Annotated in this window: 32 protein-coding genes and 1 tRNA gene; 27 read left to right on the forward strand and 6 right to left on the reverse strand. The window is 69.3% G+C overall.

Annotated features, from left to right (window positions below; all coding sequences use genetic code 11):
• Positions 1-527 precede the first annotated feature (527 nt).
• The 7 genes from RV986_RS28520 to RV986_RS28550 all read left to right on the forward strand — a co-directional run bounded on the left by RV986_RS28520 (position 528) and on the right by RV986_RS28550 (position 7760).
• Positions 528-1010 (forward strand): CarD family transcriptional regulator, encoded by a 483-nt coding sequence (locus RV986_RS28520; protein WP_003953493.1) that lies wholly within the window; start codon positions 528-530, stop codon positions 1008-1010.
• Positions 1011-1399: 389 nt separating this feature from the next.
• Positions 1400-2152 (forward strand): 2-C-methyl-D-erythritol 4-phosphate cytidylyltransferase, encoded by a 753-nt coding sequence (gene ispD / locus RV986_RS28525; RefSeq protein ID WP_475920110.1) that lies wholly within the window; start codon positions 1400-1402, stop codon positions 2150-2152.
• Positions 2142-2699, forward strand: coding sequence for a 2-C-methyl-D-erythritol 2,4-cyclodiphosphate synthase (gene ispF / locus RV986_RS28530; RefSeq protein ID WP_475920111.1), 558 nt, complete (start codon positions 2142-2144; stop codon positions 2697-2699). Before ispD ends, ispF begins: the two co-directional genes overlap by 11 nt.
• A 210-nt stretch (positions 2700-2909) precedes the next feature.
• A complete protein-coding gene (locus RV986_RS28535; protein WP_475920112.1) occupies positions 2910-3326 on the forward strand; it encodes a PPOX class F420-dependent oxidoreductase in 417 nt (138 codons plus the stop codon).
• A gap of 90 nt (positions 3327-3416) precedes the next feature.
• Positions 3417-4817 carry a cysteine--tRNA ligase gene (cysS, locus tag RV986_RS28540; protein ID WP_475920113.1) on the forward strand — a complete coding sequence of 467 codons (1401 nt, stop codon included), beginning with the start codon at positions 3417-3419 and terminating at the stop codon, positions 4815-4817.
• A 119-nt stretch (positions 4818-4936) separates the two neighbouring features.
• Positions 4937-5878, forward strand: a complete 942-nt coding sequence (gene rlmB, locus RV986_RS28545) for a 23S rRNA (guanosine(2251)-2'-O)-methyltransferase RlmB (protein ID WP_475920114.1) — start codon at positions 4937-4939, stop codon at positions 5876-5878.
• Positions 5879-6020: 142 nt separating this feature from the next.
• Positions 6021-7760, forward strand: coding sequence for a DoxX family protein (locus RV986_RS28550; RefSeq protein WP_475920115.1), 1740 nt, complete (start codon positions 6021-6023; stop codon positions 7758-7760).
• A 106-nt stretch (positions 7761-7866) separates the two neighbouring features.
• On the opposite strand, the gene RV986_RS28555 is transcribed toward RV986_RS28550, so the two are convergent.
• The 3 genes from RV986_RS28555 to RV986_RS28565 form a co-directional block, all read right to left on the reverse strand.
• Entirely contained in the window at positions 7867-8598 is a 732-nt protein-coding gene (locus RV986_RS28555; RefSeq protein WP_475920116.1) for a nucleotidyltransferase family protein, read from the reverse strand.
• Between the two features lie 91 nt (positions 8599-8689).
• A complete protein-coding gene (locus RV986_RS28560) occupies positions 8690-9139 on the reverse strand; it encodes a hypothetical protein (protein WP_475920117.1) in 450 nt (149 codons plus the stop codon).
• Positions 9140-9368: 229 nt separating this feature from the next.
• Positions 9369-10505 carry an ABC transporter ATP-binding protein gene (locus RV986_RS28565; RefSeq protein WP_475920118.1) on the reverse strand — a complete coding sequence of 379 codons (1137 nt, stop codon included), beginning with the start codon at positions 10503-10505 and terminating at the stop codon, positions 9369-9371.
• Between the two features lie 248 nt (positions 10506-10753).
• Between RV986_RS28565 and RV986_RS28570 the strand changes: the two genes are divergently transcribed.
• A tRNA-Thr gene (locus RV986_RS28570) sits at positions 10754-10827 on the forward strand.
• A 44-nt stretch (positions 10828-10871) separates the two neighbouring features.
• Here RV986_RS28570 and RV986_RS28575 read toward each other — a convergent pair.
• The gene (locus RV986_RS28575; RefSeq protein ID WP_475920119.1) at positions 10872-12443 is read right to left on the reverse strand and encodes a tyrosine-type recombinase/integrase; all 1572 of its coding nucleotides are present in this window, start codon (positions 12441-12443) and stop codon (positions 10872-10874) included.
• 27 nt (positions 12444-12470) lie between these two features.
• The gene (locus RV986_RS28580) at positions 12471-13451 is read right to left on the reverse strand and encodes a helix-turn-helix domain-containing protein (RefSeq protein WP_475920120.1); all 981 of its coding nucleotides are present in this window, start codon (positions 13449-13451) and stop codon (positions 12471-12473) included.
• Between the two features lie 217 nt (positions 13452-13668).
• On the opposite strand from RV986_RS28580, the gene RV986_RS28585 reads away from it, so the two are divergent.
• The 12 genes from RV986_RS28585 to RV986_RS28640 all read left to right on the forward strand — a co-directional run bounded on the left by RV986_RS28585 (position 13669) and on the right by RV986_RS28640 (position 22648).
• Complete coding sequence (locus RV986_RS28585; protein WP_475920121.1) at positions 13669-13863, forward strand: helix-turn-helix domain-containing protein; 195 nt, start codon at positions 13669-13671, stop codon at positions 13861-13863.
• Positions 13860-14141, forward strand: coding sequence for a helix-turn-helix domain-containing protein (locus tag RV986_RS28590; RefSeq protein ID WP_475920122.1), 282 nt, complete (start codon positions 13860-13862; stop codon positions 14139-14141). The genes RV986_RS28585 and RV986_RS28590 overlap by 4 nt, the downstream gene beginning before the upstream one ends.
• Positions 14142-14162: 21 nt before the next feature.
• Entirely contained in the window at positions 14163-14939 is a 777-nt protein-coding gene (locus tag RV986_RS28595; RefSeq protein WP_475920123.1) for a hypothetical protein, read from the forward strand.
• Positions 14936-15262 (forward strand): hypothetical protein, encoded by a 327-nt coding sequence (locus RV986_RS28600; RefSeq protein WP_475920124.1) that lies wholly within the window; start codon positions 14936-14938, stop codon positions 15260-15262. The genes RV986_RS28595 and RV986_RS28600 overlap by 4 nt, the downstream gene beginning before the upstream one ends.
• An 87-nt stretch (positions 15263-15349) precedes the next feature.
• The gene (locus RV986_RS28605; RefSeq protein ID WP_475920125.1) at positions 15350-17920 is read left to right on the forward strand and encodes a DUF927 domain-containing protein; all 2571 of its coding nucleotides are present in this window, start codon (positions 15350-15352) and stop codon (positions 17918-17920) included.
• 351 nt (positions 17921-18271) lie between these two features.
• Positions 18272-19870, forward strand: a complete 1599-nt coding sequence (locus RV986_RS28610) for a DEAD/DEAH box helicase (RefSeq protein ID WP_475920126.1) — start codon at positions 18272-18274, stop codon at positions 19868-19870.
• Positions 19871-19927: 57 nt separating this feature from the next.
• Positions 19928-20305: a hypothetical protein gene (locus RV986_RS28615; protein WP_475920127.1), complete on the forward strand. Its 378-nt coding sequence runs from the start codon at positions 19928-19930 to the stop codon at positions 20303-20305.
• A gap of 79 nt (positions 20306-20384) precedes the next feature.
• Positions 20385-20720 carry a hypothetical protein gene (locus tag RV986_RS28620; RefSeq protein WP_475920128.1) on the forward strand — a complete coding sequence of 112 codons (336 nt, stop codon included), beginning with the start codon at positions 20385-20387 and terminating at the stop codon, positions 20718-20720.
• 74 nt (positions 20721-20794) lie between these two features.
• Complete coding sequence (locus RV986_RS28625; protein ID WP_475920129.1) at positions 20795-21274, forward strand: HNH endonuclease signature motif containing protein; 480 nt, start codon at positions 20795-20797, stop codon at positions 21272-21274.
• A gap of 2 nt (positions 21275-21276) precedes the next feature.
• A complete protein-coding gene (locus RV986_RS28630; RefSeq protein ID WP_475920130.1) occupies positions 21277-21804 on the forward strand; it encodes a single-stranded DNA-binding protein in 528 nt (175 codons plus the stop codon).
• Positions 21805-21824: 20 nt separating this feature from the next.
• On the forward strand, positions 21825-21992 hold the full coding sequence (locus RV986_RS28635) for a hypothetical protein (protein ID WP_475920131.1): 168 nt from the start codon (positions 21825-21827) through the stop codon (positions 21990-21992).
• Positions 21989-22648, forward strand: a complete 660-nt coding sequence (locus tag RV986_RS28640) for a hypothetical protein (RefSeq protein WP_475920132.1) — start codon at positions 21989-21991, stop codon at positions 22646-22648. The genes RV986_RS28635 and RV986_RS28640 overlap by 4 nt, the downstream gene beginning before the upstream one ends.
• Positions 22649-22651: 3 nt before the next feature.
• On the opposite strand, the gene RV986_RS28645 is transcribed toward RV986_RS28640, so the two are convergent.
• Entirely contained in the window at positions 22652-22825 is a 174-nt protein-coding gene (locus tag RV986_RS28645) for a hypothetical protein (protein ID WP_475920133.1), read from the reverse strand.
• 198 nt (positions 22826-23023) lie between these two features.
• Here RV986_RS28645 and RV986_RS28650 point away from each other — a divergent pair, with 198 nt between their 5' ends.
• The 7 genes from RV986_RS28650 to RV986_RS28680 are packed head-to-tail and all read left to right on the forward strand — an operon-like array spanning position 23024 to position 25972.
• Positions 23024-23488, forward strand: a complete 465-nt coding sequence (locus tag RV986_RS28650) for an RNA polymerase sigma factor (protein WP_475920134.1) — start codon at positions 23024-23026, stop codon at positions 23486-23488.
• Positions 23485-23730, forward strand: a complete 246-nt coding sequence (locus RV986_RS28655) for a hypothetical protein (protein WP_475920135.1) — start codon at positions 23485-23487, stop codon at positions 23728-23730. The genes RV986_RS28650 and RV986_RS28655 overlap by 4 nt, the downstream gene beginning before the upstream one ends.
• On the forward strand, positions 23727-24095 hold the full coding sequence (locus RV986_RS28660; RefSeq protein ID WP_475920136.1) for a DUF6907 domain-containing protein: 369 nt from the start codon (positions 23727-23729) through the stop codon (positions 24093-24095). Before RV986_RS28655 ends, RV986_RS28660 begins: the two co-directional genes overlap by 4 nt.
• The gene (locus tag RV986_RS28665; RefSeq protein WP_475920137.1) at positions 24092-24517 is read left to right on the forward strand and encodes a hypothetical protein; all 426 of its coding nucleotides are present in this window, start codon (positions 24092-24094) and stop codon (positions 24515-24517) included. The genes RV986_RS28660 and RV986_RS28665 overlap by 4 nt, the downstream gene beginning before the upstream one ends.
• Positions 24514-25395, forward strand: coding sequence for a helix-turn-helix domain-containing protein (locus tag RV986_RS28670; protein WP_475920138.1), 882 nt, complete (start codon positions 24514-24516; stop codon positions 25393-25395). Before RV986_RS28665 ends, RV986_RS28670 begins: the two co-directional genes overlap by 4 nt.
• Positions 25392-25568 carry a hypothetical protein gene (locus RV986_RS28675; RefSeq protein ID WP_475920139.1) on the forward strand — a complete coding sequence of 59 codons (177 nt, stop codon included), beginning with the start codon at positions 25392-25394 and terminating at the stop codon, positions 25566-25568. The genes RV986_RS28670 and RV986_RS28675 overlap by 4 nt, the downstream gene beginning before the upstream one ends.
• On the forward strand, positions 25565-25972 hold the full coding sequence (locus RV986_RS28680) for a hypothetical protein (protein ID WP_475920140.1): 408 nt from the start codon (positions 25565-25567) through the stop codon (positions 25970-25972). Before RV986_RS28675 ends, RV986_RS28680 begins: the two co-directional genes overlap by 4 nt.
• The last annotated feature ends 13 nt before the right edge of the window (positions 25973-25985 follow it).

The following is a 25985-nucleotide window of genomic DNA, read 5'->3' on the forward strand; positions in this document are numbered from 1 at the left end:
TGCCGCACCCGACCCGCCCCTTGGCCCCCGCAAGCCCCGTTGCGCCGTCCGTGCGCCCTGTCCTTCATGTGGTTCGGGCGGTCCCCATCAGCTACTTTGGCTTCCGTTCGTTCGCCATTCACATAAGCGGTCATGAGATCAGCCGGGGTTTTTCCGATAAGGAATCAAGGAATCCATGCCGGTCGGGAAAATTGATCATCGGTAGATCGGTGCGGGTCGTGATCAATTCCGGATTCGTCTCGTACCCGACTCCGCGCACCGAACGGAGTAGCGGAAGTCGAGCCCTTGGAGCGGGACAAACCGGGATGTTCAGACCCTGGTCAGGAACGTCCGGTGTGTGTAACGTACGCGTTTCTCTTGCCCTGGACAGCCGCTCCGACCTGCGAATACCCTCTTCCGCTCGCCCCTCGCAGCACGTTCCTGTTGCGGTTGTCAAGCCCCGAGATATGCCCTGACCTGCGAAAACGCCATTCAGAAGACGCCGTTTCCGTGTTACCCTGGATAGCCACGGAAGGGGTACCTGTCACATGACGTTCAAGGTTGGCGACACCGTGGTCTATCCCCATCACGGGGCCGCGCTGATCGAGGCCATCGAAACTCGCCAGATCAAAGGCGTGGACAAGACCTACTTGGTGCTGAAGGTCGCCCAGGGCGACCTGACGGTGCGTGTGCCAGCGGACAATGCGGAGTTCGTCGGCGTGCGTGATGTGGTCGGTCAGGACGGGCTGGACCGGGTCTTCGAGGTGCTGCGCGCGCCGTACGCCGAGGAGCCCACGAACTGGTCGCGTCGTTACAAGGCAAATCTGGAGAAGCTCGCCTCCGGCGACGTCATCAAGGTCGCGGAAGTCGTGCGTGACCTGTGGCGTCGTGAGCGCGAGCGTGGACTCTCCGCCGGTGAGAAGCGCATGCTCGCCAAGGCCCGGCAGATCCTGGTGAGCGAGCTCGCCCTCGCGGAGAACACGAACGAGGACAAGGCCGAGGCCCTGCTCGACGAGGTTCTCGCGTCCTGACGCAGGCGGTCGTCGAGACGGTGGCCGCTCTCACCCGGCAATCGTCCTGACGTCCACACATGCCCGCACGGCTGCGCAATGAAATGCCGCGGTGCCCGATGACGTAAACGCTTTCGCTTGACGCGATGGCTGTCGCCGGGCGCTGCGGCATGTTCGTACCCAGCGGCTTTTTCGTACCCGTTCCCCCTTCGGGAACGTGTGTTCCCGATACCACGTGCGTCCCCGATACTTGGCGTGCTGAGCCCGGGCGGCTTGCTCGACCGGATGTCACGGAAGGGTCCGGTCGAGGCTCGCGCCCGGCACTCCCCGAGCTCTCGCCTTCGCTTGAGCAGGGGGCACCTCCAGGGCCATACCCAAGCAGCCCGAGTACACAAACCTGACAGGAACCGATGTCTGACGATTCGCGCCCCTTGCCGTCCGGGGCACGTACGGCGGCCGTGATTCCCGCCGCCGGCCGGGGCGTACGCCTCGGTCCGGGCGCTCCCAAGGCGCTTCGCGCGCTGAACGGTACCCCCATGCTCATCCACGCGGTGCGCGCCATGGCCGCGTCCCGTGCCGTCTCGCTGGTCGTCGTCGTGGCGCCGCCCGACGGTGCCGCCGAGGTGAAGGCCCTGCTCGACACGCACGCGCTGCCCGAGCGGACCGACTTCCTCGTCGTCCCCGGCGGGGACAGCCGTCAGGAGTCCGTGAAGTACGGGCTCGACGCGCTGCCCCCCGGTATCGACATCGTCCTTGTGCACGACGCCGCCCGCCCGCTCGTGCCCGTCGACACGGTCGACGCGGTCATCGAGGCCGTACGCGACGGGGCGCCCGCCGTCGTACCGGCGCTGCCCCTCGCCGACACCGTCAAGCAGGTCGAACCGGCGAGCGAGCCGGGCGCGCCCGAGCCCGTCGTCGCCACGCCCGAGCGGGCGCGGCTGCGTGCCGTGCAGACGCCGCAGGGTTTCGACCGCGCCACGCTCGTACGCGCCCACGAGACCGTCACCGAGGACGTGACCGACGACGCGAGCATGGTCGAGCAGCTCGGGGCGCGGGTCGTGGTGGTGCCGGGGCACGAGGAGGCGTTCAAGGTGACCCGTCCGCTGGACCTGGTCCTCGCGGAGGCGGTTCTCGCGCGCAGGAGGGCCAACGATGGCTTCTGAGGCACCCGCACCCGCACCCGCACCCGCGCCTGTGCCTGTGCCCGTGCCAGTGCCCGTGCCCGTGCCTGTGGTGCTGCCGCAGGTCGGCATCGGTACCGACATCCACGCCTTCGAGGAGGGCCGGGAGCTGTGGTGCGCCGGGCTGCTGTGGGAGGGCCAGGGGCCGGGGCTGGCCGGGCACTCCGACGCGGACGTCGTCGCGCACGCCGCGTGCAACGCGCTGTTCTCGGCGGCGGGGCTCGGTGACCTGGGTGCCCACTTCGGGACCGGGCGGCCGGAGTGGTCCGGCGCCTCCGGGGTCACGCTGCTGACGGAGGCCGCCCGGATCGTCCGCGCGGCGGGCTTCACCATCGGCAATGTCGCCGTACAGGTCGTCGGGGACCGCCCGAAGATCGGGAAGCGGCGGGACGAGGCGCAGCGGATCCTCTCCGAGGCGGTCGGGGCCCCGGTGTCCGTCTCCGGCGCCACCACGGACGGCCTCGGCTTCCCCGGCCGGGGAGAGGGACTGATGGCGGTGGCCACGGCGCTGGTGGCCCGAACGTCCTGACGCCGACCGGCCGGCACGGCGTCGCTGGGTACGGGGCCGGTGGTGTGGGCGGGTCGGTGGTGCGGGCGGGCCGATGGTGGTCGGAGTGGTGATGGTGGTCGGTGTGGTGATGGTGGGCCGATCGGGTGCACGCCGTGACGGGGGGACCCGCGGCGGGTACCCGTGAGCCTCGTACGGCCCTTCGCCGCAGTGGCGCACGAGAGGAAACCCATGTCCGCAGAACGCTCCGCAGCACTCCCCGACAAGCTCAAGGTCCTCCTCGACACCCCGGTCTTCATCACCGTCGCCACCATCCAGCCCGACGGCAGCCCCCAGGTCTCCCCGGTCTGGGTGCAGCGCGACGGGGACGACGTCCTCTTCTCCACCACCGTCGACCGCCGCAAGTACAAGAACCTCGTCCGCGACCCCAGGGTGTCCGCCGTGGTCATGGTCCCGGACTCCCCGTACCAGTACGCCGAGATCCGTGGCCCGGTCGAGACGACGACCGAGGGCGGCCAGGAACTCATCGACGCGCTGTCGCTGAAGTACACCGGCAAGAAGTACGTGGAATTCAACCCGCAGTCCGTCCAGGACGCCGAGCGGGTCGTCGTACGCGTTCACCCCCGGAAGATCGTCGGCGGCGTCTGAGACCGGGCGGACACCTATAGATGTCACGAATAAGTGCCCCTTGCGCGGGAAGGTCGCGGGGCACTCCCCGGGGCCCACTACCCTGGAGTGGTGACCATTCGCCTGTACGACACCAGCGCCCGGCAGATCCGTGACTTCTCCCCGCTCAAGCCGGGTTGTGTCTCGATCTACCTGTGTGGTGCCACCGTGCAGGCCGCACCGCACATCGGACACATCCGCTCGGGCCTCAACTTCGACATCATGCGCCGCTGGTTCGAGTACCGCGGCTACGAGGTCACGTTCATCCGCAACGTGACCGACATCGACGACAAGATCATCACCAAGTCGGCCGACCAGGGCCGCCCTTGGTGGGCGATCGGGTACGAGAACGAGCGCGCGTTCAACGACGGATACGCCGTGCTCGGCTGCCTGCCGCCCACCTACGAGCCGCGGGCCACCGGGCACATCACCGAGATGGTCGAGATGATGCGCGGGCTCATCGAGCGCGGGCACGCCTACGAGGCCGACGGGAACGTCTACTTCGACGTGCGGTCCTTCCCCGGGTACCTCCAGTTGTCCAACCAGGAGTTGGACAACCTCCAGCAGCCGGCCGGCGTCGGTGAGACCGGCAAGCGGGACCCGCGCGACTTCGCCATGTGGAAGGCCGTGAAGCCCGGCGAGCCGAGCTGGGAGACGCCGTGGGGACGGGGCCGGCCCGGCTGGCACCTGGAGTGCTCCGCGATGGCCCACAAGTACCTGGGCACCGCGTTCGACATCCACGGCGGCGGGATCGACCTGATCTTCCCGCACCACGAGAACGAGATCGCGCAGGCCAAGGCCTTCGGCGACGAGTTCGCGAAGTACTGGGTGCACAACGCCTGGGTCACCATGAGCGGCGAGAAGATGTCCAAGTCCCTGGGCAACTCCGTACTCGTCTCCGAGATGGTCAAGCAGTGGCGTCCGATCGTGCTGCGCTACTACCTCGGTACCCCGCACTACCGTTCGATGATCGAGTACAGCGAAGAGGCCCTGCGCGAGGCCGAGTCGGCGTTCGCGCGCATCGAGGGCTTCGTGCAGCGGGTCGTCGAGAAGGCGGGGGGCGTCGTCGAGCCCGCCGCCGAGGTGCCGCCGGCCTTCGCCGAGGCGATGGACGACGACCTGGGCGTCCCGCAGGCGCTCGCCATCGTGCACACGACCGTGCGGCAGGGGAACTCCGCCCTCGCCGCCGACGACAAGGAAGCCGCCGTCGCCCGCCTCGCCGAGGTCCGGGCCATGCTCGGCGTCCTCGGGCTCGACCCGCTCGACGAGCAGTGGGCCGGTGAGGGCGACCGCGGCGAGGACCTGCACGGCGTCGTCGACACCCTCGTCCGGATGGTCCTCGACCAGCGCGAGGCCGCCCGCACCCGCAAGGACTGGGCCACCGCGGACGCCATCCGCGACCAGCTCAACCAGTCCGGTCTGGTCATCGAGGACGGCCCGCAGGGGCCGCGCTGGACCCTCGGCCCGCGCTGAGCGGATCCCCCTCGGGGCCTCCTCGGCCTTGATCGATTGTGCCGCCCGGGCCTCCGGGCGGCACACTGCATATACGACACGTCACGTACGTACGCTCGCCTCACACAGACAGGTAGGTCATGGCCGCTAACAACCGCCGCATGTCCGGCAAGAAGGGCGCGCAGGTCGGCAGTGGCGGCCAGCGACGCCGGGGCCTGGAAGGCAAGGGCCCCACCCCGCCCGCCGAAATGCGCAAGGGGCACAAGAAGAACCGCATCGCGGGCGCCAAGGCGAAGCAGGTCGCACGCCGTCCCGCCCCGCGCGGGCGCGGCGGCAAGGGCACGTCCGAGATGGTCGTCGGGCGCAACTCGGTCGTGGAGGCGCTGCGCGAGGGCGTGCCCGCGTCGATGCTGTACGTGCAGCAGTTCATCGACAACGACGAGCGGGTGCGCGAGGCGCTCCAGCTCGCCGGTGAGCGCGGCGGCATCCACCTCATGGAGGCCCCGCGCCCCGAGCTCGACCGTATGACCAACGGGCTCAACCACCAGGGTCTCGTCCTCCAGGTCCCGCCGTACGAGTACGCGCACCCCGAGGACCTCGCGGCCGCCGCGTACGACGAGGGCCGGGACCCGCTGATCGTCGCCCTCGACGGCGTGACCGACCCCCGGAACCTGGGTGCCGTCGTCCGTTCCGTCTCGGCCTTCGGCGGCCACGGCGTCGTCGTGCCCGAGCGGCGCGCGGCCGGCATGACCGCCGGTGCCTGGAAGACGTCGGCCGGTGCCGCCGCCCGTACGCCCGTCGCCCGAGCCGCCAACCTGACGCGGGCCCTTGAGTCGTACAAGAAGGCCGGTCTCGTCGTGGTCGGACTCGCCGCGGACGGCGAGGTCGAGGTCGGTGATCTGGAGGCCCTCGGCGGTCCCGTCGTCATCGTCGTCGGCAGCGAGGGCAAGGGCCTGTCCCGGCTGGTCGGCGAGACCTGTGACTTCCGGGTGCGGATTCCGATGCCGGGCGGCGCCGAGTCGCTGAACGCCGGTGTCGCGGCGGGGGTCGTGCTGTACGAGGCCTCGCGCCGACGCGTCTGAACAGACGGGTGAACAGACGTCCGGACGGACGTCCGAGTGAGTCACCCCCGTGGGGCAATCGGGATGTTCGGGACGGCCTTGACGCGGTCCGGACAGATCGACGCAGTCAAAGCAGTGTCCTAAACACACGTCACTCGGTTAGATGAGTGTGGACACCAGAACACCCCGCACACCCACGGGGGACCGCTCGTCGGGATTCGACGACGCTCCCGCGCTGAGCATGGTGAAGGTGCCGAGCGATCCGGCGCAGGTCATCGTCAATCATGCGAGCTTCCGCGTGCAGCTAGGCGGCGCGACGCGAACCCAACCCCCGCACATCGCGCGGCACTTGAGTTCCTCCGACGACACCGCGCGGATCCCCGTCGTCGGTACGGCGGGCAGAGCGGGCGGGGCCGGTCAGGCCGCCGGGGCCCGCCGCCGCGCGCCCGTCGTCTGGAGCGGGAAGTCCGCCCCCGACGACACCGGCGCCCACCGCCTCCTGCAGGCCGTGCGGAGCACCAGCGTGCGCCACGGCTCAGCGGGCCAGGCGGGCGATGCCGGCGCCACCCAGGTCATCCCGCGCCTCGACGAGACCCAGGGCTACGAACACCCTGCCTACGAACACCCCGCCTACGAAGGCGACCTGACCGTCGACACGGTCGAGACGCCCCTCGTCGGCAGCCAGCGCACCCATTCCTCCGGTCCTTCCGGCCCTTCCGGCGAGACGCGCCTGCTGCCGAACATGCGCAGCGTGGACAGCGCGTACGACGAACCCCGCTACACGGGCGGGGAGTTCGCGCGGGAGGGCCTCGACGACGACGGCGACGAGCCGGCCAGGCGGCACGCCGCCGACCCCGTCCGGCACGCCTACTACCCAGGCCGCCGGATGAACCTCGGCGTGGTGCTGCTCCCGCTCCGCGTCTTCCTCGGGTTCATCTCCATCTACGCCGGCATGGGCAAGCTCTGCGACCCCGTCTACTTCGACGGCGGCAAGCGCGGCTCCATGGTGAAGTGGCTGAACACGCTGCACCCCTGGGAAGTCGCCGAGCCGCTGCGGCAGTTCGCGCTCCAGCACCCCGTCGGCTCCGGGCTCGTCATCGCCTTCTTCCAGGTCATCGTGGGCGTGCTCACGGTGCTGGGACTGTGGCAGCGGGTCGCCGCGGTCGTGGGCGCGATGCTGTCGGCCGCGCTCATCGTCACCGTCAGCTGGAAGACGGTCCCCGCGTACGACGCTCCGGACATCATCTATCTCGCCGCCTGGTCCCCGCTGATCATCGCGGGCGCCCCCGTCTACTCCGTCGACGGACGCCTCGCGAGCGAGGCCTGGCGCACACTCGGGCCGCGCGCCGACATCTGGGACCTGCGGCACCGTGTGCTGCGCCGCGGCGCGCTCGTCTCGGCCGTCGTCGTCGGCCTCACTCTGCTCATCGGCTCGCTCCTCGGCGGCGCCGTCCGTGACGCCGACCGCGTGGTCGTGCCCGGACCGGGCGAGGCCCCGCGCAACGAACTGCCCGGCTCCCCGCTGCCCGAGGAGCCCGGCGCGCCCCGCCAGAAGGTCGGCACCCCGTCGGCCTCGACCAAGGCGCCCACCCAAGAGACCTCCTCGGCGCCGTCGGACCCGGCGGCCACCACTCCGGGCGCGGTCCGCGAGACGGGCGGCATGGTCACCAGCGGCCCCAGCCAGACCCAGGGCACCGGCCAGGCCCCGCCCCAGCAGTCCGCGCCGGCGCACCAGGCCCCGAGCACGAGCGCGGGCCCGTCCTCCAGCGGCGCCACCGGCAGCTCCGCCTCGGGCGGTACTTCGGGCGGTACGTCCGGCGGTGGCGGCGGCGGCGGTTCGAGCAGCTCCGGCGGCAGCACCTCCGGCGGCTCCGACAAGCTGGTCGGCGGCCTCCTGGGGTAGCACGCCTCCCGCCGTACGAGGAGGGGCCCCGCACACCTGATGTGCGGGGCCCCTCCTCGTACTCGTACGGGCCGTGGGTTCTCTCAGCGCCCCAGTGCGGGTTCTGTCAGCGCCCCAGTGCCGCCAGTTCCTTCGCCGCCTCCGTGAGGTCCTTCGCGGTGTCGATGGCGCGCCAGTACGCGCCCTGCGGGAGCGGGAAGCCGGCCAGGCGGCGTTCACGGGCCAGGTGCGGGAACGTGGTGCGCTCGTGGTCGCCGCGCTCGGGCAGCAGATCGGCGAACTCGGCCGAGAAGACGTAGACGCCCGCGTTGATCTCGTACGTGGTCGGCGGGGACTCGATGAAGTCCGTCACGCGTCCGAAGCCGTCCGTCTTGACGGCGCCCCACGGGATGCGGGGGCGGGCGAGGGCGAGGGTCGCGACGGCGTCGCGCTCGGTGTGGAAGTCCGCCATGTCGCGCAGCGAGAAACGGGTCCAGATGTCGCCGTTCGTCGCGTACCAGGGCTGGTCCGGGTGGGGGAGGTGCGCGGCGGCGTACTTGAGGCCGCCACCGCGGCCGAGGGGCTCCGTCTCGACGACGGTCGTGATGTTGACCGGCAGGTCGGCCGTCGCCAGCCACTTCTGCAGGACCTCGGCGAGATGGCCGCAGGAGACGACGACGTCGGTCACGCCCTCTTCGGCGAGCCAGGTCAGCTGGTGGCCGATGATCGGGGTCCCGGTGCCGGGGATCTCGACCATCGGCTTGGGCCGGTCGTCGGTGTAGGGGCGCAGCCGGGAGCCCTGACCACCGGCCAGGACAACGGCTTGAACGGGGCGCGACGCGGCGTTCGGATCGGTCATGCCCGAACTGTACGTGGCGCCCCGCTCGCCGCTTCTGTCGGCAACCGTTCCCTTAAACAGCTGTTACCTGAAGGGCGGCGGCCCGTGGCGCTCAGATGTGGGTGGCCGCGACCCCCGATGCGAAGGACGTGTCGCAGACGGGGCGGGCGAAGGCCTGCGCGCGGGTCGGGCCGTACGCACGGACCGCGGCGCGGCCGAGGGCGCGGGCGATGGAGACGCAGTGCTTCGCGAGCGACGGGCGGTCGTTCACCGCCTCCTGGAGGTGGGTGAGGGCGACGCCCGGGTTCTTCTCCTGGAGCTCCAGCAGGAGCCGGTCGCGCAACACGTCCTGCGGGGCGCGGGAGACGGCACGCGAGGAGACGTCCGAGGAGGAGGCGGTGAGCACCGAGTCCGAGGAGTTCCCCGACCAGTTGACTCGGGTGACCGCGAGGGTCCCGGAGAGCACCAGGACGACAGGCAGAACGAGGGCGAGGGTGCGACCGATCCGGCGGGCGGGGCCACGGCCACGCCGGGTCCGTTGGTTAGTGGTGGAGTGCTTCACGCGAGTGAGGGTAGCGCGGGGTGATGATTTGGCGACATTTAGTAATCAGTTCGGGGGATGCGGGGCCTGCTTTTCCGGGGCGACGGGTTGACGTACAGATATCGAAATGACCGGCTTGCCGGGGTATTTGTCGACAACGAAGAGGGCCCCACAGCAGGCTGTGGGGCCCTCTTCGTCAACCTGGGTGAATTCACCCGCTACGGGGTGTCGAACCCGTACGCGTGTTGCCTCAGTCGGAGAGACGCTCGCCCGTCGAGGTCGAGAACACGTGGGTCTCGCCCGGCCGCGGCACGACGTGCAGCGTGGCGCCCTTGTCCGGGACCGCGCGGCCGCTGACGCGGACGACCAGGTCCGTGAGCTTGTCGTCGACCTTGGCGCTGCCGTAGACGTAACCGTCGGCGCCGAGCTCCTCGACGACGTTCACCGAGACGGCGAGGCCGGCCGGGGCGTCCGCGGTCTCCTTGGACAGCGACTTGGCGGCGTCGCCGTTGTGCTCGACGATGTCGAAGTGCTCCGGGCGGACGCCGACCGTGACGGTGCGGTCGCCCTTGTCCGTGGCGGCCTTCAGGGCCTCGCGGTTGACCGGCACCACGGAGTTGCCGAACTTCACGCCGCCGTCCGTGATCGGGACCTCGACGAGGTTCATGGCGGGGGAGCCGATGAAACCGGCGACGAAGAGGTTGTTCGGGCGGTCGTACATGTTGCGCGGCGAGTCGACCTGCTGGAGCAGACCGTCCTTGAGCACGGCCACCCGGTCGCCCATGGTCATGGCCTCGACCTGGTCGTGGGTCACGTACACCGTGGTGATACCGAGGCGGCGCTGCAGCGAGGCGATCTGCGTACGGGTGGAGACACGGAGCTTGGCGTCGAGGTTCGACAGCGGCTCGTCCATGAGGAAGACCTGGGGCTCACGCACGATCGCGCGGCCCATCGCGACACGCTGGCGCTGACCGCCGGAGAGGGCCTTCGGCTTGCGGCCGAGGTACTCGGTGAGGTCGAGGATCTTCGCCGCGTCCTCGACCTTCTGGCGGATCTCGGCCTTGTTGACGCCGGCGATCTTGAGCGCGAAGCCCATGTTGTCGGCGACCGTCATGTGCGGGTAGAGCGCGTAGTTCTGGAACACCATGGCGATGTCCCGGTCCTTGGGCGGCAGGTGCGTGACGTCGCGGTCACCGATGTGGATCGAGCCGGCGTTGACGTCCTCGAGACCCGCGAGCATGCGCAGGGAGGTGGACTTTCCGCAGCCGGAGGGACCGACGAGGACGAGGAACTCGCCGTCCGCGACGTCGAGCTCGAGCTGATCGACGGCGGGCTTGTCGCCACCCGGGTAGATGCGGGTCGCCTTGTTGAACGAGACAGTGGCCATGGTGAGGGGCCCCCTTCACCGGCAGGAACGTGCCGGACGATCCGTTGTAAAGGTGGTGTCCACCGCGAAGCCTCGCAGTGGTGTAGTCCACAAGAGTGAACTGGCTCAGGACGCTACCCCGCGTTCACGTGGTCTGTCAGTACCCGGGGCCCTGTGAACTTCGCGGAAATTTTCGAGAGGGGCCCGCCGTGACGTGGGTACACTGCACGGGCACGCACGCGGCAGCCATGCCGCACGCGCGCGTGCAGGCCTCCTTAGCTCAGCTGGTCAGAGCGCCGCTCTTGTAAAGCGAAGGTCGTCGGTTCGAATCCGACAGGGGGCTCCGTTCCAGCCCAGGTCAAGGCCTAAATGGCCCTGGTACGTAGATCACTCAACAGGCTTCTGCGTGAGCGGTGCGTGAGCGGCGGTGTCATCCGGGGCCTTTCTGGCGCGGGGCACCGCCGCTGCTGCCTTCTCCGTCAGCTCGTCCTCGTACTCCTCGAACAGCTCCATATAGGTGTTGCTCGTCAGCACGATCGTGGAGTGCCGCAGCTTCACCTTGGCGTCATGCAGGTCGCCGCCGCCGGCCTTCACGAGGGCAGCCGCGCCGTGCCTCAAGTCCCGCAGATTGATGGGCGGCAGACCGGCGTCGGCCACGATCCGCTGGAAGACGTCCGAGACCGATTCGGGGTGCAGCCAGCTCCCGTCCTCCTGGACGAACACCTTGCCCGTGTCCGTCCACGGCAGCCGCTTCTCCAGCCGCTCCGCACGCTCGGCCAACTGGCGGCCCTGGTGCGCCCTGAGAACGTCCAGGGTGCCCCGGTCGACCTTCACGTCGGCTGCCGACCCTTCCGTCTTCGGAGCGGTCTCGACGGGGGTCCATCCGTCGCGCACGATCTCCCGCGCCACGCCGACGGTCCGGCCCTTGTAGTTCACGTTCTCCCAGTCCATGCCGACCGCCTCGCCGCGGCGAAGGCCGTGGTGCGCGATGACGTGGAAGATGGCGTAGAGCCGATCGCTTTCGGCGGCGTCGAGGAACGCGCCGAGTTGCGCGGGCGTCCAGACCATGACGGGGGAAGGCTTCTCGCCCGTCTCCTGCCAGCGGGCCACACGCTCCGTCGTCCACAGCAGACCCTTTGCCCGCCGGACCGTGCCGACTTCAACGAAGGCCGCCGGGTTGAAGGTGATGTACTGCCGCCGGATCGCGAAGTTCAGGGCCGACCGCAGCGTGTTGCGAACCTCCAGCTTGGTGGCCGGTCCGGTGATCTTCCGGTACGGGGGCATCTCGTCGAGCTTCATCCGCTCGGCGGCCAGCCTCTCCCGCTCGGCACCAGGCGGCCGGGACCGCTTGCCCCACGTCGCTCGCGCCTCCTGCTCACGCCGGGCCGCGTTCTCTACGGCGATCACCTCGTTGGCGTCGTCGACGCTGTCGAAGTACGACTGACAGTGCCCGACGTTCAGGCGGTCGATGCGGTGGTGCCCGAGCGCCGGCCGCAGATGGTGCTCAACACGGGAGACGTAGTTGTTGACGGTGGTGACCGCGCGGGACTTCCGCTTGGCCTCCAGCCACTCGTCGAGCAGGTCGCCGACCGTCATCGTCGAGGTCAGCTTCTGGCCGTGCACGAGACGGCGCCTGATCTCGGCGAGCTCGGGCAGCGGGGCGTCCTTGTCCTTGGAGACATCCTCCAGGAGGTCGCCGACCTTGGTCTGCGCTTCGGTGTCGTCGCTTTCCGGAAGCGCGAGCAACGCCCGCACGGCGTCGAGGACTTCCTGCGCGTCCTTGGCGGTGTCGTAGCCGGAGCGGGAGAAGGAACGCCGCCCGCCGTCCCCGCGGGCGGGAAGCTCCTGCCGTACCGCCCACACCCCGTGGCGCCTACTCGTCAGCTGAGGGCAGGTCTTGTTCAGGGCCTTGCCGTCTTGGCCTCGGCAGTAGCAACGGCGGTACGTAGAACCCTTCACGACTACCTCCTTCTTCTCTCGAATGGATCAGCTAGGAGGATCGTCGAGGCCGTCCTCACGTGCACGATTCGGATCCCCTTCGTACACAGGAACCGTCTCCATAATTGTAGGTTCGCCAGATGCCGCGCGTAGAGAATCGATGCGGCCCAGCAGGTACTGATAGCTCCGCTCCAACTCGCGTTCGTGAGCAGTCGTGACCAATAGCATTTGTTGCGCCATGTGATGCTCGCGCTGAGCCTGCTGTTCTCGCTGTCGTGCAGCGAGGACTTGACTTCCTAGCTCTCCGAGGCGACGCAATACAGCTTTTGCTTCAGCCTCCAATTCTTCCGCGTTCGGCGTCCGCCGCATTTCGTCGGTTGAGTCATCACTGAATCCGGGACCGAGAAGCCATTCAACTGAAGTGTCAAGAGCCCTAGCAAGGGCTGACGCCTCTGACATGGCAAGGAGCCGCGTTCCGTTCTCCAGTTTTTGGACATCAGCGGCCCGCAACTTGCCGCCGTGTGGGCGGGACCGCTCGACGACTTGCTCAGGGGTCAGGCCTTTGATCTCCCTGAATCGCTTGAACTGGCGCATGAATACGTCCTGAGCCAGGTATCCCGATTCGGTGAGTTCGATGTCTCTACCACTCAAGCGGCCGATATTAGTGGGAACCGAGGTGGCGGGTAGGCCAGCCCTAAGGCGGGCCAGCTCTTCGAAATCGGGAGCTGGGTACGAGGGATCGTCATTGAAGAGGCTTTGTTGAGACAGGATGACGTCGGGGTTTTCGCCAGAGAGGATTTCTCTAGGTGCATCTGAGGGCCATCCCAAAGCCTGGGCTACACGTAGGTATCCGCCAGGAATCCTCTTGCTTCGACTCGCACGTCCCCGCTCGTAATTACTGATCGTGGTGGCGGAGTTCCCCGATTTATTGGCGAGCTCCTGTTGGTCCCACCCTTTCGCTCGGCGTGCCCTTGCAATCGCCTCGCCCAGAAGTGCCCATCGTTCGGGCGGCCATCCTGTCTCGTCCATGGCTCCTCATCGTGTCTCAACGATTCGCAACGTTACTCGCAAGAGTCACGGTCGTTGGGAGCGGGCGCAAGTGGGCGTCGCCACCAACCCTGGGCGCAGCGTTGGGTTCCGGCCACAACGCCTGTGACGCAGGTTGTGGACAAGTCGCAATGTTGCGCATAGTGTTGCGACCACCCCGAAGGCGAGGACGTTGCCAGGGGTACAGCAAGGAGGGGAAATGCCAGTTCAGGAAGCTCCTGACCTACTGACGACCAAGGAGCTCGCGGCATACCTGCGCAAGCCGATCGCCACTGTGCGCGGCTGGCGCTACAGGAAGACGGGTCCGACCGGATTCAGGCTCGGCCGAGACATCGTCTACCGCCGGTCCGCCGTCGAAGCCTGGCTCACTGAGTGCGAGAGGGGCGGGGCGTGAGCAGCAAAGCGCTCACCATCGCCGACATCCTCGACCAGCCGGCCGTCGTCCCTCTGTGGCCGACCGTCGGACGGGCCTTGGGCCTGGCAGAGAGCACCACCTATCAGCTGGCAGCCGAGAACAGGTTGCCCTTCGAGGTCATCCGCCTGGGGCGCCGACGCGTCGCACGGACCGTAGATCTCCACCGCTTCCTCGGGCTCATCCCTGAGGAGAACGGCAACGGCGCCGGGGGTCCAGCCCCGACGCCGCTTGCAGAACGCGCCACAGCAACCACCTGATCAGCAGAAGAGAGCACGCTCATGTCCATCTTGACATCCGCGGCGTCAACGGCGACGCCGGACCCCAGTGCGCAGCGCAACAACGGCGTCACCGTCGCGATCGGCGCCGCACTCAGCCTCACCAGCCACCGCGTCGAACTCTGGGCCACGCCCGACATGGACGACTACTCCTACGAGGCCGTCTACAACCCCGGCCAGATCAGCCTCGCGGACGCCGAAGCCGCGATCCGCACCCAGCTCGCCGAGTTCAACACCCAGGTCGCCAGCTTCCTCAACGAGGACGGACCGCTCACCGCAGCGCAGCGCGGCACCGAGTGGATGAACCGCTGGGGCTGCATCCCCCAGTGCGTCACCGACCACACGGAACCCACGGCCGCGGAGTGGCACAGCACCGCCGACGTCGAGACCGAACTCCGCGACGCCGACCTCGACACCAGCGGCTACAGCGCGAACGGCAACGACCTCCCGTGGCTCGCCGCCCGCGTCACCGTCGCCAACGACAAGGCCCACGCCTACGGGAGAAAGACGCAGGTCTTCCTCGACTACGGCATCAGCATCGCCGAGATGTCCCCGGCCAAGGCGCGCGAGGCCCTGAACGCGCTGCGCGCCTTCGTCGCCCAGCTCACCCTCGTCGTGGACCAGGCCGACCGGATCGCGGCCGACGACTTCGAAGGCGACCCCGAGATCGCCCGCCTCGACCGCGAGGCCGAGGACCGACGGATCCGCGCGATCGACGACGCCCGCATCCAGAAGGCCGTCACTCGCCTCCAGTCCCTCACCACCGAGGAGGCGAAGTGACGGAGAACAGCGGCGCCCTCGACACCTTCCTCGCCGACCAGGCCCTCGCCACCGGCAGGGACATCGCCGCCCACGGGACGCCGGCCGTCGTCGTACTGCCCGCGGCCGGGGCGTGCGCCTGGTGCGACTGCAAGGTCACCGCCGACAACCACGACCACCAGTTCTGCGCGGGCTGCCCGCGCGACGCTGCCCTCGCCCTGGTCGTCTACAGCGCCGACCCGACCGAGAAGCCCCAGCGGATCGTCCTGTGCCAAGGCCACAAGCACGAGGCCATGCAGTTCCTCACCGCGATCGTCGCCGCCGGGGGATTCAGCACCGGCTGACAGACCGCCGGGGACGGCGGGCGGGGGGATTGCCCGCCGTCCCCGGCTTCACGGACCACAACCAGATCCAGCACAAGGGACTCGTTCGTGAACAACTTCCCCGGTGTCGCCATGGAGCGCGTACTCAAGGCGCTCGACAACAACGGCCTCACCTACCGCCGCGCTGGCGGGGGCTACGAAGCCCAATGCGGGAACCCCGCGCACCCCGACGACCAGCCCTCCATGTCCGTGCGACAGGGCAACAGCGGCGTCGTCCTCCACTGCCACGTCTGCGGCGAAGAGGGCAAGGACGACATCGTCGGCGGCCTTGGTCTCACCAAGGCCGACCTGTTCGACCAGCCACTGGAACGTCCCGAGCGCCCGCAGGTCGTCGCCACCTACATCTACGAGAAGGCCGACGGCACCGAGAACAACCGCAAGGACCGCCGCGAGCCCGGCAAAGAAGGCAAGTCCAAAGACTTCATGCAGTACCGCCTAGTCAATGGCCAGAAGGCCTACGGGATGAAGGACATCGTCCGCGTGCCCTGGCGCCTGCCGCAGGTAATCGCCGCAGTGAAGGACGGCAGGGAGATCTTCTGGAACGAGGGCGAGAAGTGCGTCCAGGCCCTGGAGAAGATCGGAGAGGTCGCCACTACTGCGGGCGGTGCACAGGACTGGCGCCCCGGAATGGCCGAATGGTTCGACGGCGCAGCCAAGGTCACCATCGTCGCGGACAACGACGAGCCCGGCATCAAGCACGCCTTCAAGGTGGCGGCCGCCCTCAAGAGTCGGGTTCGTGAAGTACGCGTCGTGCGCGGCGCCGTGGACCGGCCGAAGGCGGACATCTACGACCACCTCGTTGCCGGGTACGGGCTGGACGACCTGGTGGCCATCACGGAAGAACCGCGGCGCCTGCGGTCCGTACCGTCCCAGGGTGGCGCGCCGCCCACTGACGGGTCCTCGGCCCGCCAGCCCGAGGAAGAGCCCGCCGCCCAGCCTCGGACCAAGTACGACCTCACTGCCGAGTTCGGACTGCGGGGATGCACCGTCCCGCGCGGATACCAGATCCAGGCGAGCGGCGTGCAGCAGGCCACCGGCAAGGACGACCCGGCCTGGGCGCGCATCACCTACGCGCCGATGGTCGTCACCGCAGCCTACGAAGATCCCGACGGCGAGCAGAGCGTCCAGCTCGCATGGAAGGACCTGGGCCGCACCGTCTCCAAGGTCGTCGCCCGCGACGTAGCCAAGCGCGGCCGCGAGCTGGTCAAGGTTCTCGGGTCAGCCGGCGCCCCGTTCATCGAGAGCGACGCCCGGCCTGTGGAACGTTGGCTCGCCGAATTCGAGGCCGCCAATACGTCGGGTATCCCGCGCGAGAAGCTCGCCCGCAACCTGGGCTGGCAGCCCGACGGCACGTTCGTCTCGTCTCCGGAGTCCGGCATCAAGCTGGAGGTCAGGTACGACGAACAGCGGCTTCCCTCGCAGGCGTTCGGGACAGCTGGCGCCTTCGAGGAATGGCGCCAGACCATCGCCCTGCTGGAACCGCACCGGGTCCCGCGGATCGTCGTCGCGGCCTCCCTGGCAGCACCGCTGCTGCGCCCTCTCGGACTGGACTCCTTCACGGTGGACGTCTCCTCGCGGTCCACGAAGGGCAAGACCACCGCCCTGCAGTGCGGGTGCAGTGTGTGGGCCGACCCGAGCGAGACCGCGTCCGCCATCTCGAACTGGCGCGGCACCGTCTTCGCCATCGAGAAGCGCCTCAACCTGGTGCGCGGCCTGCCCACCTTCCTCGACGAGACGATGGCAGTCTCGGATGAGGGGATCATCGACTACCTGCTGTACCAGCTGCCGATGGAGAAGGGGAAGGACCGCTCGGGCGGGTACGCGGGAGCGCTGCCGTGGCAGACGATCCTGCTGTCCTCCGGAGAGCGGAGCATCCTCTCCTACACCCGGAACCAGGGAGCGGCCGGCCGAGCGCTGTGCACCACCGAGGCGCCGTTCGGCGAAGACGGTGACACGGCCCGCCAAGTCCACGACGGAGTGTTCGCCAACTACGGCCACGCCGGACCCCGGTTCGCGGAGCTGGTCCGTAAGGGCCTCGCCAGGGAGGGGGGCTTGGATCGGCTGAGGCAGAAGCACAAGGACCTCACGGCCCTCTTCCGGGGCGACAGTGCGATGACAGGCCGCCGCGCTCCGATGGTGGCCGTGCTCGCCCTCGCCGAGGCCATGGCGTGCGAGACGGGGATCCTGCCGTACACGCCGCTCCCGGCAGAGACGTGGACCGAGATGTTCACTGCGGCCAGCCCTACGGACAACCAGCCGGAGATGGCGATGGACATCGTCCGCGAGTACATCGCCGGCCACTCCGCGGAGCTGTACCCGGGGCGCGGTCCAGACGACAGGCCGCCCCTCCGCGGATGGATCGGCGCCACGAAACTGCGCGACGGCCGCACTCACATCGCGATCCTCCCTGAGCGGCTGCGCGGCATCCTCGCCGAGTCCGAGTACTCACTGGACGCGGTTCTCGGCGGGTGGATTGCCGCCGGATATCTCGTCGAGGCGATGGACCGCGGACGCCCGACCTACCGCCCGGTCGCGAAGATCGACGGCCGCCCGACTCGGTGCTTCCTCTTCACCCCGGCCGCGCTGGGCGAGGACTACGCGCAGGAGGCGGTGGCATGAAATCCGAGTCGACCGCCGGGGTAACGCACAGCGGTAACGCACACGACGTTACCCCTACCGAGTGGGAAAGCATCAGGTCAAGGGCCCTCCGGCTGGCCAGCGCGCAGCGTTACGCAGATCCGCAGAACGTACACCGGCATGCGGGTGCGCGCGTGTGTGCAGGCGCGGGCGTGCGCACGGACGTAGTGCACCCCTCTACTTCTTACGTTACTTACGTAACTACTCAAGAAGAAGAAGAGAAAGTCCAGGTCAGCAGCTCGCGACCCGGTAACGCAGCCCGTTACGCGCCACGTTACTTGCGTTACCCCCGCCACAACACTCCCGCCAGCACGGTCCGAGCCGAGGTGACCCATGCCTGAATTCACGCCACGCCCCTACCAGACCAAGGCCATCGAAGCCCTCACCGCAGGATGGGCAGCCGGCCAGGGCAACCGACTCGCAGTCGTCCTCCCGACCGGCGCCGGGAAGACCGTGGTCTTCTCCAACCTCATCAGCAAGATGCTCGACCAGATGAACGGGCAGCGCGCCCTCGTCCTCGCCCACCGCGAAGAACTCCTCGAGCAAGCCGCCGCCAAGATCCGAGCCGTCCGCCCCGACCTCCGCGTCGGCATCGTCAAGGCCCAGCGCAACGACCACCACGACGTGGACGTCATCGTCGCCAGCATCCAGACCCTCGCGGTCGAACGCCGACGCCAGGCCATCCAGGACATCGGCCTGATCATCGTCGACGAATGCCACCACGCCGCAGCCCGCACCTACATGGACGTCCTCGAACACTTCGGGTCCTGGCGTGGAGTACCCACCGCCGGCTTCACGGCGACCATGACCCGGCAGAACGGCGGCCTTGCCGAAGTCTGGGAAGAGGTCGTCTTCACCCTCGACATCCTCGACATGATCCGCGGCGGATACCTCGTCGACGTCCGCGGCAAGCGAGTCATCGTCGAGGGCCTCAACCTCGACAAGGTCAAGACCCGCAACGGCGACCTCGCCGACGGACAGTTGGGCCAGGCCCTCGACGACTCCGGTGCAGCAGACATTGTCGCGGAGGCCTACAAGGAGTTCGCAGCCGACCGCGCGGGTGTCGTCTTCACCCCGACCGTGGCCACCGCCCAGTCCATGGCCGACTCCCTCAACGACATCGGGATCACGGCCACCACCATCTGGGGCGACATGCCCCGCGAGGCCCGGCAGACGGCACTGAAGTGGTACGAGAACGGTGACGTCCAGGTCCTCACCAACTGCATGGTCTTGACCGAGGGGTTCGACGCGCCGCACACCAGCTGTGCCGTGATCGCCCGCCCCACCAAGTCCCCCGGCCTGTACTGCCAGATGGCCGGCCGGGCGCTGCGCCTCCACGCAGGTAAGAAGGACGCCCTCCTCCTCGATGTGATGGGCGCCTCCACCCGGCACCGGCTCGCGTCGATCGTCGACCTCACCGGCCGCACCATCTCGAAGCCCAAGGACGGCCGCTCCCTGGGGGAGACCGTGGAGGACGACGAGCTGGCCGCGCCGATCGGAAGCGTCGAGTGGGAGGACGTGAATCTCTTCCACGAGTCGCCCGTCCGCTGGCTTCAGACGGACGCCGGAGTCTGGTTCGTTCCCCTCACGTCGACGATGTTCCTCTTCCTCGTCAGGGGCAGCGGGCCGGGCGTGTACCGGGTGCGGCGCTGGGACGCGGACGCCGGTGTGCGGCCGCCGGCCCCGGACCACGAGGCGCCGCTCGCCGAGACGATGAGGTGGACGGAAGAACAGGCACGGACGCTCGCGCCGCCCGCGTTCGTAGCCCGCGGGTCCCAGTTCCGAGACAGGCCTCCGAGCGCCAAGCAGCTCGCGTGGTGCCGCTTCAAGCGGGTGCCGGTCCCGGCAGGGAGTACGGCCGGGGACGTCTCGGACCTGATGGATATCTACAGCGCTGGCCGGGTCCTCGCGGAGCTGAAGACCGCAGCCTGACCGCCAAGCTTCCGGCCGTCGCCCGGCGGCCGGCCAACCCCGAACAGGGAGAACACCATGAACATCGCCACCGGCAGCATTGTCAACACGACCTCAGCCGGGCACGACTGGGTTGTCGCCCTCGACGGCGGTGACGACACCGTGCCCGAAGTCATCTGCCCCGTCGTCGCCTGGGCCATCGTTGTCGACGCGCACCTCACCGACGGCACCGCCACCACCAGCATTCAGCCCGCGTTCCTGCACCTCGACATGGTGTGGACGCCGGCTGAGCTGCGCGAGCACGCCCCCGAGGTCCGCGGCTTCGAGATCCGCGCCCGGATCATTCCCGGCGCGGCAGCCCACGCGGCCAGGCTCAAGGAGTGGGAAGAGGTTCTCGCTCCCCGCCCTGCGCACGAAGCGGGCGAACGCTCCGCCAACCCGGACTACCGCGCCTGACCCGCACGCACGCAACCGGCCGGCCCGCAGGAACCGGGCCGGCCACCTGCCCAGCATCCCACCAACACGGAGGTACCCAATGGCCACCATGAAGACCGCCCGCCTGGCCTTCACCCGGGCCGCCCGGCTCAGTCAGTCGCTCGCCGCGCTGCGCGACCTGTACGGCGTGCAGCCGCAGCTGACCGTCACCCCGGATGCCGTCCTGGTAGTGATCCCGTGGACCGTCGGCCGCGCCGACTTCCGCGAGGCCCTCGCCGGGGACATCGCCCTGCTGCTCGGCACCGAACTGGCCGTCACCGGCAGCACCGACGAAGACGACCCGTGGATCGGCCTGGTCGCCGACGGCGAGATGGACGGGACTCGCGTCCACGTCGAGCTCGTCTTCCCGCCCGCACCCGCCGAACAGGGCGCCTGACCCGCACGCAGAAGGCCGGGCCCGCGGATATCGGGCCCGGCCTCCCACCCAGCACACCACAGAAGGAGCCCTCCGTGTCCGGAGAGACCGAGCTCGCCCGGTTCTGGGCCAAGGTCAACAAGGCTGGACCGATATCGCTGATCCGCGACGTGCCTGGCCCCTGCCACATCTGGACCGCCGCCAAGACGAGCGCCGGCTACGGGAGCTTCTGGGACGGGGAGCGTGTCACGTACCCGCACCGATACGCCTACGCCCAGCACACCGGCGCTGTCCTTACGGGGCTTGACCTCGATCACCTGTGCCGGAACCGGGCGTGCTGCAACCCGGACCACTTGGAACTGGTGACCCATGCGGAGAACGTCCGCCGCGGGAATGGCGGTGCGGCTCAGCGCGCCAAGACGCACTGCCCGCAAGGCCACCCCTACGACCAGGCCAACACCTACTGGCACGCCAGCACTGGACGGCGCTGCCGCATTTGCCAGCGAGAGACGCACCAGAGGTTCCGCGCCCGCCGACGGGCCGAGAACTCCACCACCTACCGAAAGGTCGCCTGACCATGAGCGGCGAGACCACCATCACCATGATCGGCAACGTCGTCTCCGATCCGGAGTTGCGTTTCACTCCGGCCGGCGCCGCCGTCTGCAAGTTCCGGATCGCCTCGACCCCCCGGAAGTTCGACAAGCAGACCAACGCCTGGACCGACGGCGAGCCGCTGTTCCTCGGAGCCAGCGTGTGGCGCCAGCAGGCCGAGAACGTTGCTGAGTCCATCACCAAGGGCATGCGCGTCGTGGTCGTCGGCCGCCTCACGCAGCGCTCCTACGAAGACCGCGAGGGCGTGAGGCGCACGGTCTACGAGATCGAGGCGGATGACGTGGCCGTGAGCCTCGCCCGCGCCACCGCCAGGGTGCTGAAGAACCCCGCGGGCGGGCAGGCCGCAGGCTCTTCGTTCGCCGGTACGAAGAGCCCCGAGCAGGACCCGTGGGCCGGAGCCCAGCCCGCCAACGGCCAGCAGCAGGGCGGCGGGTGGTCAACCACCCCGCCCGCCCAGCAGCCCGCCGGGCACCCGGACCAGCCCCCGTTTTGATCTTCAGAAGGGACACGACCGTGAACGACCACGACATCCAGCTGCTCACCCTCGGCGCCGCGTTCGGCATGAACTTCATGCTGCTCGTCCACATCCTCTTCGGTGTCCTCGACGACCGCCGCGACCGCAAGGTGCTGCGCACCGCCGAGGCCGAGCTCGAGGCCGCGCGAGAGCGGGCCGACGCGTGAGCGCCAGCTGCGGCCTGTGCGACCGCGACCTCGAACACGGCTACCTCTGCCCGGGGGATCTGCTCGCCACCGCTCAGCGGCTCGGGCGCATGCCGCGGCTGTACGAGGCGCTCGCCGCGTTCCTGCACCCTGGCGGGCGCCGCCCCGAGTACGGGCGTTGCGCGCCTGTGGAGGCGCCCCTGCCGATCGCCGAGCCCGCGTTCAACCTGCGCGGCCCCGGTGGCATGGTCAGCGTCCTGGAGGACTGGCGCAGCGCGATGCAGGCCGATCGCGGCTGGGGCGAGCCCGCCATCGAGGGCAACGTCGAGCGGCGGGTAGCCGTCGCCGCCCGGGCGCTGTCCCTCAACCTCGAATGGATCGCCGCGTCGTGGCCGTTGGCGGGCGCGTTCGCGGAGGAGATCCGCGGCCTCGAGCGGGACGTTGCGTCGATCGTGAACCCGCGTGATCCGAAGGAGCGGCCGCGCCGGCTGGGCTACTGCCCGACGCTGCTCGACGAGGTGCTGTGCGGGGCCGTGGTGGCACTGCATCCGGGTCGGACGTCGGTGTCGTGCAGCTGGTGCGGTGCGGAGTGGCCGCCCGAGAAGTGGATCGACCTCGCCGCCGCGCAGGACGAGCACAAGGAAGCGCTCGCTGTGCGGCAGAGGGAGGCGTCCTGATGGCTACTCGGGACGCGGCGGCCGGCCCGGAAGCTCGTCCGTCTCGTGCGTGAGCCAGCGCAGGAAGTCACGGATCGCAGCGCCTCTGTTACGCGGGCCGACCGCGGCGCCAGCCTTGTCCCAGAGGTCCTTCTCGACCCGGACCGTCTGGCGGGGCGTCTTCTCGACGTTCGGCATCAGCTCTCCACTCTCGTCATGACACCCCGAGGTTAGCCCTTGCGGTGTCATGACACCAGGGTCTACGGTGGGTGTCATGACACCGGGTTGGAGCCCGGGTCTCACAACTGAATGCGGCCCCCGTCGGTGTTGGAGCACCAGACGGAGGCCTGACCGACCACCTGCATACACAGGAGAACGGCTGTCATGGATCTTCCCATGCCTGCGGCATCGTCCGCGATCACCCCGGCGCAGCAGCTCAACGAGCGCTTCACCACGATCTACACCCAGTTCCAACCGGCCATCACCCGACTCGTCCAGCGCGAGGTCCGCGGCGGCAACCAGCACCTCGCGGAAGACCTCACCGCGGACGCCTTCTACCGGGCGTGGCTCGACCTCCACAAGTGCCGGGCCGAGACCGACGGCCAGATGTACAACTGGCTCGCCTCCCTCGCCCGCCGCACCGTCGGCCAGTACTACCGGGTCAAGCGGAACACCGCCGAGACGCCCGTCGACACCGGCACCTGGCAGTACGCCGACCGCGAGATGAACGCGGCCAGCGGCTACTACACCCCCGCCGCTACCGGCTTCCGCACCGCCGCCATCACCCCGCGGCCAGGCGACAGCGACCCGGACATGGACGAGGCCCTGCGTCGCGTGCGCACCAAGCAGGTGACCCGATGATCCACACCTCCATCCACAGTGTGGATAACTCCGCCTACGACCCACTGCACGGCCCGGACGACACGACCCCGGCCCCCGAGACCCTCGACATCGAGATCGCCGTCACCCGGCGCATCCTCGACGAGACCGCCGCCCTCGACATCCACAGCCACGCGGACATGCTGAATGCCGCGGTGGCGCTCGACTGCCGTGTCCGCGGCCTGCTCGCCGCCCTCGACGCCGAGCGGGGTGAGCGCGCGTGAGCACCGAACCCCGCACCACGCACGTCAACGTCCACGTCACGAAGTCGCTGGAGATCGAAGAGCCCGACTGGTGTGTGGGACACCGGGAAGACCGCGCCCACTACAAGGTCGACGTCACCCACTACGGGCCCGAACACACCATCGCCCCCAACGGCATCGACCTTTTCCGCGCCCAGCTCGCCCAGTCCCCGTTCGCCCAGACCACCACCACCGACGTCGTCCTCTACGTCGTGCAGACCGAATTCGCCCGCGACCTCACCCCCGGCCAGGCCGACGAACTCGCCGACGCCCTCATCGAAGCCGCCGCCCGTCTGCGTGAGCTCGGCCGCGACCTGGCCGCACTCCTCGCCGGAGGTGGCCGATGACGAAGCCCGCCGCGAGCACCGAGGCCCGTGACCTCCGCAGCCTGCTCGAAGTCGTCCTCGACGCGATTACCCTGCCCCACGACGCCCACGACTACGACCAGCGGATCCGCGAGCGCACCGCATGGGCGCGATCCGCCGTCAAGGGCGCCCTCGCCGAAGACCCGGCAGACCTCGGCTGGAACGTCGACTTCCTGCGCGGCAAGCTCGCCGCCGAGCAGGCCGACGCCGACGAACGCGCCAAGCAGGCCTGCCGCGCCTGCCACCGCCCCTTCACCCCCGCCGACATCAACCCCGCTACGGCCCGCTACGGCGACACCCCCTGGTGCCGCGCCTGCCTCGCCCACTGCGAGAACAACACCACCAACGAACGCCACACCTGCCCCCTCTGCCAGCACCAGAAGGCTGGAGGTGACGCCTCGTGAGCCGCATCCGCCGCGCCGCCGCCCGCCTGGCCCGCCTCTTCCGCACCGCCCCCGCCGACACCGGCCGCCGCCCGGCCGCCCCGCTGTGGGTCCGCGGCCTCACTGCCGGCGGACGCCCCATCGTCCTCGGCGTCGCCCTCCTCATGTGCGCACCGGGCGAGTACCACCTCGCCGAGACCGCCGGATGGGACGACCCGTTCACCTACGGCATGCCGGTCGTCCTGTCCGCCTACGCGGGCATCGCGGCCGCCGTCGCCTCCACCCGCCGCTCCGGTGACCGGGGCCGCTGGTCCGCGATCATCGGAGCGTGCCTCGCCCTCGGGTTGGCCATGGCCGCCCAGGTCGTGTCGCACCTCATCACCACCGGGCACGTCGTCGCCGACCAGCCGTCCCTGATCGCGGTCACCAGTCTCGTCCCGCCCGCCGTCGTCGGCCACCTCCTCCACCTCGCGGCCAGCCCGCCGGACGCGCACTTGGACGCCCAGGACACCAAGGACGCGACCGCGTCACCAACCGTCCCGAGCGTCCCGCCCGCCCGTGAGGTCGTCCCGCCCGGCGTCCGCCTCCTGCCGGTCACCGCCCGCCCGGCGCCCACCGTGACCCTGGAACGCGACACCCCCCAGGACGCCACCAAGACGCCCGAACTCCCGCCCGGGACAGACCAGGACGCCCAGGACGCCCAGGACGCCGAGGACGGACCACCGCCCACCCCGCCCCTCATGACGTCCGCCCAGGTCGCCGAGTGGTTCAACATCGACCCGTCGACCGTCCGTAGCTGGGTAGCCGCAGGACGCCTCACCGTCCACAGCAAGGACGCCCGAGGACGCAACCTGTTCCATGAGGACGACCTGCCCAAGCGACAGGCGGTGCGGTCATGATGCGCATCCTGTTCGGCGCCATCCTCGGCCTGCTCGTCGCCTTCCCGCCGCTCTTCGACATCGCCGCGGCCGGCGCCACCGCAGCCGCCTCGTACCCCCCGGCCCTCGCGTTCGCCGCCGGCTTCGTCCTCTGGCCCCGCATCACCCGCCGCGTCCGGAGGTGGGCGAAGTGACCGAGCGCGACCCGTCCAACCTGCCCGAGGCCTACCAGCGGCACGCCGAGCCGGCCGCCCACCACCGTCCGCCGAACGTGCTCTACGACCAGCAGGGCCGCCCCGTGCACTTCACGATCGGACAGCCCCCGCCCCCGGTCGTCGTACAGGCCCCGGTCCAGCAGGGCATGGACCCGGCCCTGCAGCGGCTGATCATCGTCACGTTCCTGATCCTCGCCGTGGTCGTCGTATGCACGGCCGCCGTCTGCGCGGTCGTCGTCCTGGTCGGCGGAACACTGATCGGGATCATCGGCACCGTCTCCGCGAACCTCCCCATGATCGGCCTCTCCATGGGCGCTGTGATCCTCGCCGCCGGATGGGCCGCCTCCAAGATCCGGCCCACCGGCAAGCGCAAGGGCCGCTGACCTGCCCTTCCGT

The organism is Streptomyces sp. RLA012, assembly GCF_056270325.1.